Origin of the sequence: Massilia sp. CFBP9026 (assembly GCF_034045165.1) — a bacterium.
Lineage (GTDB): Bacteria > Pseudomonadota > Gammaproteobacteria > Burkholderiales > Burkholderiaceae_D > Telluria > Telluria arenae.
In genome coordinates this window covers 823977-840801 of the sequence record NZ_JAXCWH010000001.1, presented here as the reverse complement: position 1 = coordinate 840801, position 16825 = coordinate 823977, and the positions used below count along the sequence as shown (strand labels likewise).

Sequence of the window (16825 nt, the reverse complement as noted above, 5' to 3'; positions counted from 1 at the left end):
CTCAGCCCCCGATCAGGACGGTCGGATAGCCGATCACGACGCTGCCGCCGTGGGCGCAGGTGTCGCCCATGCGCGCCGCCGGGCGGCCGCCGATCATCACCGTGGCCGATCCCTTGACGATGCTGTCGGGCGGCCCCACGCAGACGCAGGCGTCGCCCACCACCGCCGCCGGCAACTTGCCGATCAGGACCGTGGGGACGCCGGGGCCGATCACGGGCCCGCCGACGTGCGGGATCGGCGGGACGCCGGGCGTCACCATTGGGCAGGCATGCATGTCGGTCAGGCGGGCGGCGGGCGGCATCGTGTCCTCAGTTGATCATCACCAGGGCGCCCTTGACCGTGGTCTGGCCGCTGGCGGACAGCTCGGCGCTGGCCGAACCCTTGGCGGTCAGGGCCACCTTGGCGGTACTGGCGATGTTCAGGGCGTCGTGCTTGATGTCGGCCTTGCTCGACAGCGCGACGTTGCCGACCGCGTCCAGCGTGATCTTGCCCTTGGCCGTGATCGCGATGTCCTTCGGGCTGTCGAGGGTGATGCCGCTCGTGTCCAGCGTCACCTTGTTGCCGGTCTGGTCCTGCAGCAGGATCGACTTGGCGTCGTCGCTCAACACGATCTTGTTCTCGGCGGGCGTGGTGATCGTGATCGACTTCTTGTCGTCGTCGAACTCCACTTTCAGCTTGCTGCGCGTGACGATCGCCTTGGTGAAGTTGTCCGACGTGAGCTCATACGGCGCCTTGCGCTTGCTGCTGTACAGGCTCCCGAGGATCACCGGGTGCGACGGGTCGGCGTTCAGGAAACCCAGTACCACCTCGTCCCCGATCTCGGGGATGAAGAAATTGCCGATCCCGTCCGAGGCGTAGTAGCCGGCCAGGCGCGCCCACACGCCGGCCGTCTCGGCCTTGGTGACCGGCAGCGAGACCTGGATCTTGTACTGCGCTTCCGGGTCTTCGTCGAGCTTCAGGACCACCCCGACCTGGAGGCCGGACACGCCCGCCGTCAGGCCGGACGCCTGCGGCGCGCCCAGCTCGCCACGCTCGGACGGCGTCTCGGGCGCCAGCCCGAATTCCGCCTCGGTAGTCCAGTCGCCCTCGGCGATCATGTGGGTCACGCTGGAGAGCCAGGCGTCGCCGTCGAAGCGCTTGCCAGCGCCGCTCACCGTCAGCAGGGTGCCTGGCTTGGCCAGCGCGCTGCCGACGAAGCGCATGCGTCCGCGCACGCGCGCCAGCCCGGCGCGCATCTGGCGCGCCGCGGTCCATGCTTTCAGGCCTTCGCTGTCGAGCGCCGCCGCCGACTGCAGGCGGAAATTGTCGAGCCCGAGCACGCCGGCCAGCGTCGTGCCGTCCAGGTCGCCCTGGCTGTTGAGCGTGGCCGGGCTGGCGCTCTGTTCCACCACGTCCTGGGTCGACGGATCCCAGGCCACCCCGCCGACCGCCGTCAGCTGGCTCCTGGCGTCGACGTCGCCGTCGAACTCGAGCAGGTCGGTGCCGTATTTGACCGACAGCGCGGCCGCGGTCGAGGTGTCCGGCGCGGCCAGTGTCACCTTGCCGGCATCGACCAGCGCCAGCAGGCCGTTGGCCTCGGCCCGCGCCAGCACGAAGTCCCAGTCGCTGGCCTCGAACTGCACCAGCTCCTTGTAGGTGACCGTGGTCGAATCGACGCTCGCGTCCAGTCCGTGCGCCTTGATCAGCTTGGAAAGGATCGCGTCGTCGCTCATGTCGACGAAGTTGGCGCTGCGCCGCCCGACCGTCATCTTGATCGCCTTGTCGCGGCACTCGACCACCAGCCGGCTGCGGCCGAACGGCCCGATGCGCACCCCGTGGCGGATCACGATGCCGCTGAAAATGACGTCGGCGGCGCTGCCATGGCCGGCCTTGATCTCGACCGCGGCGCCCGGCTTGAACAGGTCGCCGTCGCTCAGGGCCAGGCGCTGGTTCGCATCGACCTCGCTGTCGTCGAGCAGGATGATGCGGGCCGAGGGGATGCGATTGACCGCATGGGTGACTTCGAGCGTCAGGATCTGCGCCTTGTCGGACAGCGCCGTGCCGTCGCAGGTGATGACGACCTTGACGTCGCCCTTGCTGTTTTCGAGAGGGGATTGTGCCATGTTGAACCTTGTCAGGGACAGTCGATCGACGTTCCGGCCGCTACGTTGCGCATCGACGTCAGGCCGTTGAAGCGCGCGACCGCGGCCGCCATGCCCGCGTCGCCATAGGCGGCGAAGCACAGTTCCGGCAGGCGCATGCCGGCGTCGACCTGCAGCTGCTTTGTCATCGTCGCCGCGTCCGCGCTGTCCGCCACGGCGTCGGTGTCGGGAATGTACTCCTCGATCTTCATCGAGACCCGTGCGCGTAGCGGGATGCCGTCCGGCGCGAACAGGGTGTATTTGGTGGTCAGGCTGGTGACGCGGCCAAGGTAGTACAGCGAGCCCCAGACCAGTTCCACCACCGGATACACCATCTTCTCGCCACTGGGCGCAATCTGCACCACCGCCATCAGGTCGTCCAGCTGCGCCTCGACGCTCTGCGCCGAGCCGGTCGGCCCCGGCACCACGCCAGTGCCGTCCAGGACCAGGTCCTCGAGGGTCAGCGCCTCGCCGACCCGACCGTCGCACTTGCCGCGCTTGCTCATGCTGACGGTACGCTCGATCGCGTAGCCGGTCGGGTTGATCATCGCCTGGAACGGAGTGACCGAGCCAGCTTTGTTGTTGTCGACGTCCCAGCTGCTAATCTTGAACCACTGTTTCCCGGCCATGTCAGCGCTCCCGCTGCAGTTCGAGCAGTTCCTGGATCATGCGCCGGCATTCGACACGCCAGTCGGAAGGCGGCTTGCAGCAGTCCTCCTTCGGGTCCTGGGGCGCTGCGTCCCCGGCGCCCGGCTGGGCCGCCTGGCGCTGGACGACTTTCGAGGAGATCGACAGGTTACGGATTTCAATGGCCATGCTGTTACAGGATTCGGATGGAATAGGTATAGCTCAGGGTGATGGTCTCGATCGCGACGGCGCTCGTCATCGCGTCGAAGTTGCCCATTTCCCACTGGGTCGGATAAGCGTCGGAGAACAGCCAGGCGCGCAGCGGATCGCCCTGCTCGTCGAGCAGGTAGACCGAGACCGGCGCTGTACGGATCTGGCTTCCAAGCCCTCCCTCCAGCGTCATCCGGCACCACTGCGCCAGTGCCGACCCGGCCGACGCCACGCCGCGCTTGAGCACCAGCGGCTTGTATTTCACGCCGGTCGGCAAGCGGTGCACGAAGCGCGTTTCGCCTCCTTCGGGCACCTCCTCGACCTGCATCTCGCCGCCGATGCCCGACACTTCCTGGAAGCTGGTCTCGTCCATGAGGGCGCCTGCGAAGAACGCCACCCGGAACGAGTAGGCGACCGGGAAGGCCGGCCCGGCGTCGCCGCTCACGACGCCACCCCGCGCATCATGCTGTCAGCGCCCATCAGCTGTTGGCGATGGTCAGGCCCTCGTGCGCGATCTCGATGGTCTCGATCGCCACTTCGTTGCCTTCCGCCTTCAGGTCGGTGCTGGTGATCTTGATCGGGAACGCGTTGAGCAGGGTCCAGACCATGGTCGGGGCGCCGGTCTCGTCGAGCAGGCTGATGGTCACCGGCTTGCGCTTGATGGTGTTCATCTTGATCTCGTTGAACCAGTCCCAGAACTTGTTATCGCCCTTGTAGACGCCCTTCTTCATGGTCACGTTACCGACCTTCATCATGCCCGGCATCTTCATCACGCCGAACGACTTGCTGTCGCCGGAGCGGTACTTGAGCTCTTCCATCTCGACCTGGAGGCCGCTGACCTCCTGGAAGGACATCACTTCGGAGTCCCATTTCACTTCGAAATAGAACTTGGGGAGGGGCCACAGGTTCTTGGATTGTGCGGAACCGTCGTCTGCCATCGTATCCTCGCTTTGCTATGTTCAATAAGGTGGTTGGGTGTCGCGGCCCGCGGGCTTACGACTTCTGCATCTGCTGCTGGAAGGTGATCTCGATGAACTCGGCCGGGCGCGACAGGGCGACCAGGATCGTCATGTTCATGCGTCCTTCCAGGATGTCTTCGCCGGTCATGGTCTCGCCCAGGCCGCAGAACACGCTGAAGGCGTCGCTCGGCGAGGCGCCGGCCAGGCCGCCGCGCTTCCAGATCCCGGTCAGGAAGTTGCTTGCCATGCCCTTGACCGTGACCCAGGTGTTGGCGGTGTTCGGCTCGAACACGTAGGCGGCCATCGCCAGGCGCAGCGATTCCTCGAGCATGATCATGGTGCGGCGCACGTTGACGTAGCGCCAGTCGAGGCTATTGCCGTCCAGGGTGCGCGCACCCCAAACCAGCACGCCCGAACCGATGAAGGCGCGGATCGCGTTGATAGACTTGCCCGAGGTGGTCACGTTCAGGTCTTCCTGCTCGGCGTGGCTGACGCTGACGACCGGCGCGATGACCGAGTTCAGGCTGACGTTGGCCGGGGCCTTCCACACGCCGCGGCCGTTGTCGACGCTGGTGTACACGCCGGCCATGGCCGCCGCCGGCGGCAGGCGGTTCAGGCGGCGCGCGAGGCGGCCCATCAGGCTGGCATACAGGGGGCTGAACTTGGCCAGCAGCTGGTGCAGGTCGAGCTGCCCCTTGGCCACCTCGCCCTCGTTCTTGTAACGCTCGCCGTCGATCTCCCAGGCCGCGTCCAGGTTGTTCACCGCCGTCACCTTCTCATCGAAGCCCTTGCGCGGGATCGCGTCGGCGGGCGCGTTGGCCGGGTCGAGCTTCATGTCGGCCGTGAGCAGGGTCTTGAGCAGGCCCTTGTCGTTCAGGTTCAGGAAGCTCAGCGCGGTCTCGGGCACGATGGTGGTGTCGACCCAGGGATAGTAGGCCGCGCCGAAATGCAGGTTGTTCACGCCCAGGGCGTCGCGGAACTGCGCGATCGGGTCGCCAGCCGGGTCCTTGCGGTCGCGCCAGCCGTCGTAGACGTCGAGGATCGCGAAACGGTTCTTCATCACTTCGCCGCAGTGCTGGAGCACGGCCTGCTGAACCTTGATCGCGGTCGCGCCGGCGCTGTCCTCGGTGCCCTTGAGCAGCATGGCGTCCGGCACGACGACCATGGTCGGTTCCTGTTCCTTGCGCAGCACGTCCAGGCCGGCCACGATCGGATCGGCCTCGATGGCGTCGCCGTAGCCGCCCACCGACACCACGTAGCAGGGACCGCCGCCGTTCTGGAAGAACAGCTGCATGCTGTAGTACAGCAGGTAGGCGCCGCTGTCCTGACTCATGCGGTAGGCCTTGCGCGGACCGGTCGGGTTGGCAGGATCGGGCACCACGACGTCGTCGTCGCCGGCATCCTTCAGGTCGACCTCGGTCAGGTTGAAGCGCGCCGCCGGCGGGCCGCCGAAGTAGTCGATGAACTCGGTCATCGACGTGATGCGCCAGGCCTTCCGGTTCAGCGTCGTGCCTTTGTTGTCGGCCTTTTCGGTATGGCCGATGAACGCCGGGACGGCGGTGGCCACTTCCACGACCGAATTCGGGAAGGCGTCCTTTTCTAGGATATATACACCAGGGGTTTTGTATGCCACGTCCTCAGCTCCGCAAGTTAATAATTGACAAAAATTTCCGATACCAGCACCGCGTGTCCATCGACCTCCGCCTTCCGGCGGATGCCCGCGCACGCCACGGGCAATCTCTTCACCAGCACCTTGTCGCCGAACGCCGCCTGCTCGCGCAACTGGAAGCGGCGCGCCGAGCGCGCGCGCAGCGCGAGCGCGCGGTCGGACACGAACACGGCGGCCTTCCGTCCGTCCAGGCCGGCGCCATCGACGCGCCTGAACTCCACCTCGTCGTCGAGGTCGACGATCGACAGCGCACGTTCGGCGAGTCCGTCCATCAGGTAGTACTTCCAGTGGCTGGCCGCGGCGCCCAGGCGCACGACGTAGCGCGGCGCCGAATTCGACTCGGCGGCATCCTGTGGCGCAATGCGCAGCAGCAGCGCCGGGCGCGGCGCGCCGGGCTGGCGCGGCAGGTCCGGCGCCAGCGCCTCCTCGCCCAGCAGTTCGCCGGCATGCAGGCGCCATGCGCCGGACGGCTCGCGCACCGCCTGCCGGCTATCCGCCAGCAGCGCCTGGCCCCGCTCCGGCTGGAGGAAGGTGTAGGTGCCGAACAGCGGATCGTCGACTCGCACCTCGAACACGAGGTCGGCGTCGTCTTGCGCGGGCAGCAGGTCCCAGTCGCGCTCCGGGACCAGCACCACGACGCCGTCGTCCACCTGCCGCATCAAGGCGCCGGCACGCTTGAGCAGACGGCCGGTCGGCTCGTCCGGCAGCGCGCGCCAGCCGCCGAAGCGGCCCCCATGGTAGGCATGCTCGACGTCGAAGCGGAACCACTCGCGGTAGGCGCTCATGGGGCGTCCGCCGGGCGATAGCTGGCGGCCGCATCCGGCGCGGTGACCGGAGAGATCCGCCCCTGGATGTCGCCGCCGCCGACACCCACCATGCGCACGCGGTACAGCACCGACGGCAGGTAGCGCCCGCCGAGCACGCCCCAGATATTGCTCATGGCCTGGGGCGAGGTATTCTCGATGTCCAGCACCAGCTTGCTGATGCGCTGGTCGAGGTCGGGCGAATTGGCGTGATCGATCACCGGCTGGCGATGGAAGAATCCGATGACCAGCGACAGGAATTTGAGGGATTCCGGGTAATTCGCACCCGTGAAATTGGCCGCCACCATCAGGTAGATATTCAGGAACAGGGGCTGGGAGCCGGAAAATGCCATGCCGCGGCCTTCGGACGGGCGCTGGGGCAGCGTATCCTTCTCGATCGAGGTCAGGAACAGAATTACCCGGTTATTGACGTTCGGCGCCGGCGAGCCATCGGGCCCCAATAAATTGGAGACGAGGACAATATCTTCGGACGTACCCAGCAGGCCTCTCAGGTATTCATTGAGTTGTGCCGCTATCTGACTGATTGCGCGGTCAATCATATACTTCCTGAAACAAACGGCCGTCACAATTCCCCGGCAGACGCGTAAGACGCTCTGCCGAAAAACATCCCTGTATGCACGTGTGGTCGGGTGCTGTGCACCTCGCGCCGCGCTATCTATATTTACTCGTCTCGCGAACCGATGCGAGAGGCGTGCCGCAATCACTGACGAAGGACGGCCGCCGCCGCGCATTCAAATTGAACCGCAAACGAACAGATATCGATAATGCCCGCTGCAGCGGAAAAACTCCATATACTTTGCGGATATATTTTTGCGCTACGTTGCCAAATAACGCTTGTCATTGAGGGGTAGGCTCGGATATTCTCCACGCGCGACGGATTTCCCTGCGAAGTATTGCCAGGATCGCTTTTTAATTCGGATCCACTGTGACAATGTCACGAAATCTTGAATAAAAAGTCAATCCGCTCACCATTCAATGTGAATATCCACTTCGTGGCAAATGGCGTATTCAACTTCAAGCAAATGCGTGTTCGCGATATGAAAGACGATAAAGGTCGGGTTGCAGGTCGGGCGAAGAGAACGATAATGCCCGCAGTTTGTCAATAACTGGATTTACGAGGGTGGATGATTGCCAGCAGCGTTGCAGTAGTGCATGCCTATTTTGCCAGTTCCCAGCCAGTCTCGGTCATCGTGTAGCTGAACGTTGCGCCGTTATTGACCAGCATGAAGCAATCATCATTCGTGGCGCCACGCACAGCCGCTTCGATGGCGCCAGCATCGATCGAAACATCGTTGAACAGGACCCCCGAAGCGCCTTTCAGCAAACGCACGAGCTCCTGCCCCGTTGGCCGCTCATCCAAACGCAGTTGATTCAGCTCTGGCAGCACACTCAGTTCGCTGAGAAACTTACGTAGCTGGGTCAGATCATCCCATCTCGCCCGCGCTTGTTTCATCAGTTTGTCCCGCAACGTGGCGTCCATGAGTGCGGGTGTCAACAGGTCTTCGTTCCGATCGACGACCTCGTTTCGATAGTATATGTTCAGCCAGGGTGCCTCGATCTTGCTGACGAGCTCGTTCACATGGGATTCCTCAACGCCTTTACTCAACAGATACGCGTGGAAAGGCCGGAGCAGACCGCTCGGGTGATCACGCGCGAAGTCATCGAGTTCCGCGTTGGCAACGGGCAGCAAATGGTGCGTGATGTCGCGTCGGTTTGCGGCGCGACGATCCTGCTGCGAACTGCGCGCAATGACCTGGGCACCCTGCTGCCGAGCCCATGTGTAGATGACGTACCGCAGATCGTCCGGCAGGATGTCCATTTTCACGGCGAGTTCTTTCAGCATCGGATCGTTCAGAAGCCGGTACTCTCCAGTTCCTGCTCCTGGTACCATACCGCAGGTGCCTGATGCCTCCTTGGTGCTTCCGGTGAGGCTATTCGCCAAATACTGGATACCATGCCTCTTGCAGTAATCACGCACGATACGATCGGGCGTGGCCGGACTCATTCGATTCTCGACCACGGAAATATCGCTGCCTGCATCGCGCATCTTGCTACGCATAGTATCGAGGTCGAAACCCGCAACGCCTTCGGCGACCGCCACATTGCTCACTCCCGCCCGGCATTGATAAGTCTGGCTCAGCACCGCAAGTTCTTCCAATGCGCGGTCGAGGTCCGCTGGCGAGCCGGGCACTTCGTGCAGCATGACGGTATGAATGATAACTCCTGGCGTACGCGCCAGCCGGGCCAATTCCGCAGCGGCGCCATCAAGCTTCTCGAGCTTGAACTTGTAGATAATGCGCACAGGGCTGATAATCGGGAATGTACGAAACAGGCGATAGGTCGCACCGTCATGGTATCCGTAAGCACAGTCGAAATCCCTGTAGCCCTCGCCATAGGCGTCGCGGATTTCTTCGGGCGTACTGCCATCGGTGCCGTACACGGTCGACTGAAGGGGCCGTGCAAGCGCCGCGTCATGATCTGGATGGGTGAGCGTATCTTCGCGAATGAACAACCCTTCCGGCTGCTCCACGCCATTGACCGACAGGACTGCGTACCAGAGGTAATGGGCAGGGCCGGTGCGGTCCTCTTCCGAGTGGTCTTCCTGGTTGGGGCCACGGCGTGAGCGGCGCCGCACATCCGTGTCGATGATTACCTGATCACCGTGCGAAACCTCGGCGCCCTCGTTATCATTCTCTTCACGAAACAAGCCGCCTTCGCGCAGTGCGACGAGATGGGTCAAGCCCGTGACTTTCTTCGGCAGGGGTTTGCGCTGCACGACCGGTGAGGGAGGCTGCCTGAAGCCGGTGCTATCCTGGGCCGATACGCCCGCCACGCGCTGTGCCGCAACCAGACTCCCGGCATCAGGGTGGACTTCGAACCGCGCGGCTTTTTCCCCCATCGTGTCGGCCTCCTTCTCGAGCGATGGAGCATCGTTGAGCGGGCCCGTCTTTGTTTGCAACGTTGGCGCGACCCGTCCCTGAGCTTGCTGCACGACGTGCCACGCCTCATGCGGCAGATGTCTTTCTTGCCCCGCACCGAGATGAATCTCGCCCCCTTGGGTATATGCATGGGCCTGCAACTGGGCCGGCTTCTCGGAGTTGTAGTGCACCCGTATATGATCCACGCGCATGCCCGAGAGCGACTCTATTCCCGATTTCAGGCGATTGGGCAGGCCTGTATTATTGATACTCTCCTCGTGCGGCGCCGGCGACATGCCGGCGGACGCCAGACCTTCCCCTTGTCCACGGCCTGCCGAGCCGAAAAGCGCATTCGTTTCATGGCGCTGCGCCACCATCCGCGGCCCGCCATGAATGGCATCACCTGGCGCCCGTTGCTGTAACACGCGCGGGCTGTTATTTGACATCTTCGCCAGTTCGCGTTGCGCCGCAGCCGCAGGCCGACTGTCCACAAAACTCCCCTCGCCCTTGGTCGTACTGGCAACGTCCAGACGGTGGGCATCGGTGTCGTCTCTTGTCTGTTGTGGTACCTGCATTTTCGAGGACCCTGGTCGATGAGTAGAGTGATCGAAGCGATTGCAGGATCATAACCCGACTATCCCGTGAGCAGAACGACAAAGCTGCTTCGGCTGTCTGGTGCAGGTGTTACGACACTCCCATCAGGCCGCGCCTGATACCGTATTCAGCGTCGTCCATAGCTGGGAGTGACCGCCCCGAAAATAAAAAAACCCCGCACGGGGCGGGGCGTCCAGACTGGCTGTAGCGGATACTCAGTTCGCCTGTCCGTGCGCCTTCAGGCGACGGGCTACTGCCGGCGACACCGCATCGGCGCCCCGGGTCATGCGGTACAGGGCCCAGACGTCATTCGCGTCGGCGCTGCGTGCCACCGCGGCCGGCGCCGCCTTTGCGCGCACGAAGTTGGCGAGGGTGTCGGTGAAGGCCGACAGCTGGGCTGCGAGGGATGGACGGAGCGACAAGGTGGACATGATGTTCTCTTTCGTGTGTGATCTGGTATGACTCCAGTATGGGCTCTCCAAGATAGAAATCAAATTGCGATTCATGATGAACATCATTCATGAATCAACTATCTCACCATGATGCAGTCATACGCATCGCGCATGAGGCTTATCGCACTATGAGGCCGCTGACGCCGCCCCACCCCGCCTAGTCGGACAATCAGGTCGCCACCGTCATCACCGAACGCATGATCTGCAACACCGCCGGTCCCAGCAGCACGACCAGCAGCGCCGGGAAGATGCAGAAGATCAGCGGGAACAACAGCTTGGTCGCGATTTTCGCGGCCGTCTCTTCGATCAGCTGGCGGCGGCGCGTGCGCAGTTGATCGGACTGCACGCGCAGCGCGGTGCCGATGCTGGTGCCGAAACGCTCGGCCTGGATCAGCATCTTGGCCAGCGAGTCGACGTCTTCGACGCCGGTGCGCAGGGCCAGGTTGCGTAGCGCTTTTTCCTTGCTGCTGCCGGCGCGCAGCTCGAGCGTCACCAGTTGCAGTTCCTCGGCCAGCACCGGGCTTTTCAGGCCGATTTCGCTGCCGACCCGCGCCAGCGCGGCATCCATCGCCAGGCCAGCCTCGACGCAGACCGTCATCAGGTCCAGCGCATCCGGGAAGCTTTCGAAGATCTCGCGCTGGCGGTTGGCGATACGGCGCTTGAGGGCGATGTCCGGCACGTAGTAGCCGATGGCGGCCGCCCCCACCAGGTACAGGAAGGTCAGCGCAAGCGGCCGCTCGTTGTGATGCGGCAGCGCGATATACACCAGCAGCGGCAGGCCGATCGTCAGCGCGGTCTTGCCGGCGTGGAACAGACCCGGCACCGACGGCGAGCGCCAGCCGGCGTTGATGAAGCGCAGGCGCACCGGCGAGGTTTCCCAGCCGTCGGCCGGCACCGACAGCTTGGCCAGCGGCTCGGCCAGGCGCGCCAGGCGCTCGCGCCAGCCGTCGGTGCGGCTGACCCTGGCCACGTCGCGCTCGTCGAGCGCCGCCAGGCGGGCTTTCACGGGGTCGCGCGTCAGCAGCAGCATGGCCACCACGGCAACGCCGAAGACCAGCACGAACATCGCCGCCAGCATCACGATTTGAGGCATCGTCATTGTCAGAATCCTTGAATCTCGATATTTACATGCGGATGCGCACGATCTTGCGGATCGCCAGCACACCGAAGGCCATCATGCCCAGCGCCGCGCCGCTGATCTGGCGGCCCACCGGGTCGTCGATCAGTACACCCATCGTTCCCGGATTGACCGCGAACATCATGGCGCCGGCGCCGAACGGCAGCAGGCACAGCACCCAGGCCGAGATCCGCCCTTCGGCCGACAGCACGCGCACCTGGCCGGCCAGTTTCTGGCGGTCGCGGATGATGCTGGAAATCGAGGTCAGGAGCTCGGTCAGGTTGCCGCCGCTCTCGCGCTGGATCAGCACCGCGACCACGAAGTACTGCAAGTCCATGCTGGGCACGCGCTGCGCCAGGTTGTTCAGCGCGTCGGCCATCGAAACCCCGAAATTCACTTCGTCGAAGGCGATCTTGAATTCTTCGCCCAGCGGCGCCGCTACTTCATCGGTGACCAGCTTCAAGGCGGTCGGGAAGGCGTGGCCGGCGCGCATCGCGCGGCTCATCATGTCCAGCGCCTCGGGCAGCTGGCGCTCGAAGCGCACCATGCGCGCGTCGCGCGCACGCACCAGGCGCAGCAGCGGCAGGCCGGCCGCGCCGATCGCGCAACCGAGCACCGCGGGCAGCGGCAGGCGCAGCACCAGGGCCGCCACCAGGCCCACACCGAAGCAGGCAGCGCACACGGCCAGCAGCGAGGAGACCAGTTGCGCACTGCCTGCCTGCAGCAGCATGCGGTCCAGCCGGCGCACGCCCGGAACGCGGCGCAGCAGCGGTTCCAGCTCGGGATTGCCGGCCAGGCGGCGCTCCTTGGTGATCGTGACGTCTTCCTGGCGCGTATCGCTCTTGATGACGCCGCGCAGGCGGCGCGCGACGCGCTCGGCCTCGGGATCGCGGCTGGCGTGCCAGGCGACGTAGACGCCCCAGACCAGCAGCATGACCGCCGCGAACAGCATCAGGATGAACAGGATGAAGGTGGTGTCCATGTCAGGCTCAACGTGGCTCGAAGATATGCGGCGCCAGGTTCACGCCGAAGGTGCGCAGGCGCTCGGCGAAGTGCGGACGCACGCCGGTGGCGCTCGATTGTCCGATCACGGCGCCGTCGTCGGCCACGCCGGTCTGGCGGAAGGCGAAGATCTCCTGCATCGTGATCACCTCCCCTTCCATGCCCGTCACTTCCGAGATCGACAGCACCTTGCGCTTGCCGTCCGTCAGGCGCGAAACCTGGACCACCACCCCGACCGCGGAGGCGATCTGCTGGCGCATGGCCTTGGGCGGCAGGTTCGGCGCCGCCATGCTGATCATGTTTTCCAGGCGCGTCAGGGCATCGCGCGGGGTGTTGGCGTGGATGGTCGCCATCGAGCCTTCGTGGCCCGTGTTCATGGCGCCCAGCATGTCCATCGCCTCTTCGCCGCGCACCTCGCCCAGGATGATGCGGTCGGGACGCATCCGCAGCGCGTTCTTGACCAGCGCGCGCTGGCTCACTTCGCCCTTGCCTTCGATGTTCGGCGGACGGGTTTCCAGGCGCACCACGTGCGGCTGCTGCAGTTGCAGCTCGGCTGCGTCCTCGACCGTCACCACGCGCTCGTAGTGGCTGATGAAACCCGAGATCACGTTGAGCATGGTGGTCTTGCCGCTGCCGGTGCCGCCCGAGATCAGGATATTGACCTTGGCCTTGCCCAGGCCTTGCAGCACCTCGGCCATGTCGGCCGTCATGCTGCCGTAGGAGACCAGGTCGGCCAGGCGCAGCGGGTCGGCACTGAAACGCCGGATCGACATCACCGGGCCGTCGATCGCCAGCGGCGGGATGATCGCGTTCACGCGCGAGCCGTCCGGCAGGCGGGCGTCGACCATTGGGCTCGATTCGTCGATGCGGCGGCCCACGCGCGAGACGATCTTGTCGATGATCTTCATCAGGTGGGCGTCATCGGTAAAGGTGACGTCGGTCAGCTCCAGCTTGCCGCGCCGCTCGACGTAGACCTGCTTGTGGGTGTTGACCAGGATGTCCGACACGCTCGGATCGGCCAGCAGCGGCTCCAGCGGGCCGAAGCCGAGCATCTCGTTCTGGATGTCGCGCGTCAGCGTCTTGCGCTCGGCGTCGTTGATGACGACCATCTCTTCTTCGAGCAGGCGCTCGACCAGCAGGCGCAGCTCCTGGCGGATCTGGTCCTGGTTCAGGCGCTGCATGCTTTCCAGGTCGACGCGGTCGAGCAGCGCCTCGTGGATGCGGGCCTTGAGCTGGTGGTAGGCGCGGTTGTCGATCGGGCCGCCGCGCTGGGCGACCGGGCGCGTGACCGTGCCCGAGCCAATGCTCGCGGTTGTGCTGCCGCTCATGCTGGCAAGGCGCTCGCGCAGGGAGGATGGTGGCGTCATGTTCATCTCGGTCTTTCTCTATCTCGGGCGACGGTCAGACGTCGGTCAGACGTCAGTCTTCCTGCGCTTGAAGAAGCGCGTCATCAGGCTGGCGCCCTGCACCGGCTCGGCTTCGCCGGTCAGGCCGCGCGCCATCGTCATCAGGGCCATGCTCAGCTGGCTGTCCGGCGCCAAGCGCGTGACCGGCACGCCCTGGTTGACCGACCTGGCCGCCGCGTCGTAATGGTTCGGCATTGTGCGCAGGTGCGTGGTGTCGAATGCCTCTTCGAGGTCCTTCAGCCGGATGTCGCTGTTGTTGTCATGGCGATTGACGATCAGCTCGACCTTGTCGTTACCGTATTCGAGGTTGCGGAACACGGTCAGCAGGCGCTTGCCGTCCCGGATATAGGGCAAGGTGGTCTGCAACACCGGGTAGATGGTGTCGGCGTGGTCCAGCGCGCGGATGCTGACCGGGTCCAGGCTGCGGCCGACGTCGAGCACGATGAAGTCGTACTGGCGGCGCGCCAGCTTGATGATGGCGTCGATATGTTCGGGCTTGACGTCGCTGGCGTGGGCCGGATCGGACGGCGCCGCCAGCACGCTGAAGTTGGGCGTCACGCTGACCATGCTCGAGGACAGGAAGGACGGATCCAGGCGGTGGATCTGCGTCGCGACGTCCGACAGCGTGGCCAGCGGCTTGCTGTCCGAGACGAACAGCGAGGCGTCGCCGAACTGCAGGTTCATGTCGATCAGCGCCACGCGCTTGGCGCCGCCGGCGCTCAGGGCGTAGGCCAGGTTGGTGGCGAGGAAGGTCGAGCCGCTGCCGCCCTTGCACGAAATGAAGGCCAGCACCCGGCCCTGGGCCGCGCCCTGGCTGCCCAGCTTCTCGGCGACGTGGTCGACGGCCGCGACCAGGTCGGCCGGCAGCGGCTTGGCGGCCAGCACTTCGCGCACGCCGGCGCGCATCGCGCGCAGCAGGAAGTCCTGCGACAGGTCCTCGGACAACACGATGAAAGCCATGCGCGGGAACAGGTGGCCCAGGCGCTCGAGCTGGTCGAGCTCGCCCTCGTCGGCGCGCGGCGCGTCGACGATCAGGAGGTCGGGCACGGCCTCGTCGGCCATGGTCGACAGGCGCGCGGCGGTGCCGGCGATCATGTCGACTTCGTCGCTGCCCGGCCGGGCGCGCAACTGGCGCGACAGCTCGATCAGGTGGCGCTCGTCGCGCGAAAGGACTGCGATCTTCATGGTGGCTCTCTTGCTGGTCTTTTATTTGTTGCCGAAGGCGCTGGCGCTGTCCTGCGCGGCCGGCGTCACATACGATTGCTGGTAGTTGGCATAGCCGGCCACCGCGGCGCGCGCATCGAGGCCGCGGTCCACGCGCGGCTGCGCCGGCACCGCCTGGCTGGCGAAGATGGCGCGCACGCTGTCGCCATTGGTCGACGGGCCGTCGGTGGCGCAACCGGCCAGGATGCACAGGGAGGCCAGCAGGCTGGCATACGAGATCGTCTTCATCATCATTCCTTCGGGGTTGCGGCGGCAGCGGCAGGCTTGCCTTCGTGCTGGCCGCCGAGCAGGAACTCGGCGCGGGTCGGCGGCACGTATTTATCGGTCGGCAGCGCCGGCACGGCTTCCATCGGCTTGGCCAGGCGCGGCGTCACGATGAACACCAGCTCGGTGCGGTCGTTCTGGAAGTCGCTGCTGCGGAACAGCGTGCCCAGCACGGGAATCTCGCCCAGGAACGGGAAGCGCTTGATATTGCTGGTCACGTTGTTGCGGATCAGGCCACCGATGGCGAAGCTCTGGCCGTCCAGCAGCTGCACCGTGGTCGAGGCGCGGCGGGTGGTAAACGACGGCAGGATCGCGCTCGCGCTGCTCGAGCCGCCGGCGCTGATGCCGATGCCTTCGCGGTTCAGTTCCGACACTTCCGGCGCCACGCGCAGGTTGATGCGCCCGCCCGCCAGCACGGTCGGCGTAAATTTAACCGCCACGCCGTATTCCTTCTCTTCGAGCGTGATGGTGTTGGCGCCCGCGCTGCCCGACTGGGCAACCGGGATGAAGATCTTGCCGCCGGCGAGGAAGCTGGCTTCCTGGCCGCTGATGGCCATCACGTTCGGCTCGGCCAGGATCTTGACCAGGCCGTCGCGCTTCTCGCCGTCGACCGTCAGTTCCTTGATGCCGGTGCCGACGCCGCCGATGGTGCCGGCGCCGCCGCTGAGCAGGGCCGAGGCGATACCGTAGGTCCAGTTGCCGTTGGTCTTGCTGAAGCCGGCCTTGGCGCCGAGCTGGTCGACCAGCGACTTCGACACCTCGGCGATCTTCACCTCCAGCATCACCTGCTGCGGGGCCGCGATGGACAGCATATTCAGTACCTTGGCGCCGCCGGCCGCGCTGGCGCCACCGCCGGCAGCGGCTGCGGGCGCGCCCACGCCGGCCGGCGACGGGCTGCCGGCGCCGGCGCTGGCCCCGGCATCGGCGCCGGACGGCGTTGCCGATGCCTGGAAGGCACCGGCCAGTTCCACCAGCTGGCTGGCCACGACGGCGTCGCTCACCATGCCCGACAGGATCAGGGCGTTGCCGCTGTTGCCGATGCGGATGTCCTTCTCTTGCGGGAACAGCGTGTCGAACTGGCTGCGCAGGGCAGCCGTGTCGATGCCGACGGAGATATCGATCACAGTCGACTTCTTGTCGCGGCCCGATACGATCATATTGGTGGCGCCGACGCTGCGCGCCACGATCACGACCTCGCCCGCGTTCGGGACCACCACATTGGCCACTTGCGGGTCGCCCACGGTGACCTGGCTGGCCGGGGTGCAGAAGCGCTTGATGACCGATTTGCCGCGCACCAGTTCCAGGCGCGGGGCGGAATCGCTACGCAGGTCGATGCAGTCGGCGGCGGTGGCCAGGCCGGCGTTCAGCGCCAGGGCCAGGGTCAGGCTCGTTGCGAGCAGGGTCTTGCGCATCTTCTCGTTACTCGGTTGGTTCATCAT

Annotated in this window: 17 protein-coding genes; all 17 read right to left on the bottom strand. The window is 65.2% G+C overall.

Annotated elements, in window-relative coordinates; all coding sequences use genetic code 11:
• Position 1 precedes the first annotated feature (1 nt).
• Positions 2-301 (bottom strand): PAAR domain-containing protein, encoded by a 300-nt coding sequence (locus SOM28_RS03455; protein WP_320467201.1) that lies wholly within the window; start codon positions 299-301, stop codon positions 2-4.
• Between the two features lie 7 nt (positions 302-308).
• Positions 309-2102: a type VI secretion system tip protein VgrG gene (vgrG, locus tag SOM28_RS03450; protein WP_320467200.1), complete on the bottom strand. Its 1794-nt coding sequence runs from the start codon at positions 2100-2102 to the stop codon at positions 309-311.
• 11 nt (positions 2103-2113) lie between these two features.
• The gene (locus SOM28_RS03445) at positions 2114-2749 is read right to left on the bottom strand and encodes a CIS tube protein (protein WP_123067948.1); all 636 of its coding nucleotides are present in this window, start codon (positions 2747-2749) and stop codon (positions 2114-2116) included.
• Position 2750: 1 nt separating this feature from the next.
• Positions 2751-2936, bottom strand: a complete 186-nt coding sequence (locus SOM28_RS03440; protein ID WP_123067947.1) for a DUF5908 family protein — start codon at positions 2934-2936, stop codon at positions 2751-2753.
• A gap of 4 nt (positions 2937-2940) precedes the next feature.
• Entirely contained in the window at positions 2941-3402 is a 462-nt protein-coding gene (locus SOM28_RS03435) for a phage tail protein (RefSeq protein WP_320467199.1), read from the bottom strand.
• Positions 3403-3436: 34 nt separating this feature from the next.
• Positions 3437-3895: a phage tail protein gene (locus SOM28_RS03430; RefSeq protein ID WP_123067946.1), complete on the bottom strand. Its 459-nt coding sequence runs from the start codon at positions 3893-3895 to the stop codon at positions 3437-3439.
• A 55-nt stretch (positions 3896-3950) separates the two neighbouring features.
• On the bottom strand, positions 3951-5549 hold the full coding sequence (locus SOM28_RS03425) for a phage tail sheath family protein (protein WP_123067945.1): 1599 nt from the start codon (positions 5547-5549) through the stop codon (positions 3951-3953).
• Positions 5550-5566: 17 nt separating this feature from the next.
• The gene (locus SOM28_RS03420; RefSeq protein WP_123067944.1) at positions 5567-6370 is read right to left on the bottom strand and encodes a hypothetical protein; all 804 of its coding nucleotides are present in this window, start codon (positions 6368-6370) and stop codon (positions 5567-5569) included.
• Positions 6367-6948 carry a Pvc16 family protein gene (locus SOM28_RS03415; protein WP_320467198.1) on the bottom strand — a complete coding sequence of 194 codons (582 nt, stop codon included), beginning with the start codon at positions 6946-6948 and terminating at the stop codon, positions 6367-6369. Before SOM28_RS03415 ends, SOM28_RS03420 begins: the two co-directional genes overlap by 4 nt.
• A gap of 617 nt (positions 6949-7565) precedes the next feature.
• Positions 7566-9902, bottom strand: coding sequence for an eCIS core domain-containing protein (locus SOM28_RS03410; protein WP_320467197.1), 2337 nt, complete (start codon positions 9900-9902; stop codon positions 7566-7568).
• A 234-nt stretch (positions 9903-10136) separates the two neighbouring features.
• A complete protein-coding gene (locus SOM28_RS03405; protein WP_320467196.1) occupies positions 10137-10352 on the bottom strand; it encodes a hypothetical protein in 216 nt (71 codons plus the stop codon).
• A gap of 190 nt (positions 10353-10542) precedes the next feature.
• A complete protein-coding gene (locus SOM28_RS03400; protein ID WP_123067940.1) occupies positions 10543-11472 on the bottom strand; it encodes a type II secretion system F family protein in 930 nt (309 codons plus the stop codon).
• A gap of 25 nt (positions 11473-11497) precedes the next feature.
• Positions 11498-12472 (bottom strand): type II secretion system F family protein, encoded by a 975-nt coding sequence (locus SOM28_RS03395; RefSeq protein WP_320467195.1) that lies wholly within the window; start codon positions 12470-12472, stop codon positions 11498-11500.
• A gap of 7 nt (positions 12473-12479) precedes the next feature.
• Entirely contained in the window at positions 12480-13865 is a 1386-nt protein-coding gene (locus SOM28_RS03390; RefSeq protein ID WP_320467194.1) for a TadA family conjugal transfer-associated ATPase, read from the bottom strand.
• Between the two features lie 39 nt (positions 13866-13904).
• Positions 13905-15083, bottom strand: coding sequence for a CpaE/TadZ family protein (locus SOM28_RS03385; RefSeq protein ID WP_320467193.1), 1179 nt, complete (start codon positions 15081-15083; stop codon positions 13905-13907).
• Between the two features lie 21 nt (positions 15084-15104).
• The gene (locus SOM28_RS03380; RefSeq protein ID WP_123067936.1) at positions 15105-15350 is read right to left on the bottom strand and encodes a hypothetical protein; all 246 of its coding nucleotides are present in this window, start codon (positions 15348-15350) and stop codon (positions 15105-15107) included.
• A 2-nt stretch (positions 15351-15352) separates the two neighbouring features.
• The gene (locus SOM28_RS03375; RefSeq protein ID WP_320467192.1) at positions 15353-16822 is read right to left on the bottom strand and encodes a type II and III secretion system protein family protein; all 1470 of its coding nucleotides are present in this window, start codon (positions 16820-16822) and stop codon (positions 15353-15355) included.
• Positions 16823-16825: the final 3 nt, after the last annotated feature.

Bases quoted from the DNA above. Each gene is read 5' to 3' on its own strand.
- SOM28_RS03455 (WP_320467201.1), bottom strand. From the start codon at position 301: ATGCCGCCCGCCGCCCGCCTGACCGACATGCATGCCTGCCCAATGGTG.
- vgrG (WP_320467200.1), bottom strand. From the start codon at position 2,102: ATGGCACAATCCCCTCTCGAAAACAGCAAGGGCGACGTCAAGGTCGTC.
- SOM28_RS03445 (WP_123067948.1), bottom strand. From the start codon at position 2,749: ATGGCCGGGAAACAGTGGTTCAAGATTAGCAGCTGGGACGTCGACAAC.
- SOM28_RS03440 (WP_123067947.1), bottom strand. From the start codon at position 2,936: ATGGCCATTGAAATCCGTAACCTGTCGATCTCCTCGAAAGTCGTCCAG.
- SOM28_RS03430 (WP_123067946.1), bottom strand. From the start codon at position 3,895: ATGGCAGACGACGGTTCCGCACAATCCAAGAACCTGTGGCCCCTCCCC.
- SOM28_RS03420 (WP_123067944.1), bottom strand. From the start codon at position 6,370: ATGAGCGCCTACCGCGAGTGGTTCCGCTTCGACGTCGAGCATGCCTAC.
- SOM28_RS03415 (WP_320467198.1), bottom strand. From the start codon at position 6,948: ATGATTGACCGCGCAATCAGTCAGATAGCGGCACAACTCAATGAATAC.
- SOM28_RS03410 (WP_320467197.1), bottom strand. From the start codon at position 9,902: ATGCAGGTACCACAACAGACAAGAGACGACACCGATGCCCACCGTCTG.
- SOM28_RS03405 (WP_320467196.1), bottom strand. From the start codon at position 10,352: ATGTCCACCTTGTCGCTCCGTCCATCCCTCGCAGCCCAGCTGTCGGCC.
- SOM28_RS03400 (WP_123067940.1), bottom strand. From the start codon at position 11,472: ATGACGATGCCTCAAATCGTGATGCTGGCGGCGATGTTCGTGCTGGTC.
- SOM28_RS03395 (WP_320467195.1), bottom strand. From the start codon at position 12,472: ATGGACACCACCTTCATCCTGTTCATCCTGATGCTGTTCGCGGCGGTC.
- SOM28_RS03390 (WP_320467194.1), bottom strand. From the start codon at position 13,865: ATGAACATGACGCCACCATCCTCCCTGCGCGAGCGCCTTGCCAGCATG.
- SOM28_RS03385 (WP_320467193.1), bottom strand. From the start codon at position 15,083: ATGAAGATCGCAGTCCTTTCGCGCGACGAGCGCCACCTGATCGAGCTG.
- SOM28_RS03380 (WP_123067936.1), bottom strand. From the start codon at position 15,350: ATGAAGACGATCTCGTATGCCAGCCTGCTGGCCTCCCTGTGCATCCTG.
- SOM28_RS03375 (WP_320467192.1), bottom strand. From the start codon at position 16,822: ATGAACCAACCGAGTAACGAGAAGATGCGCAAGACCCTGCTCGCAACG.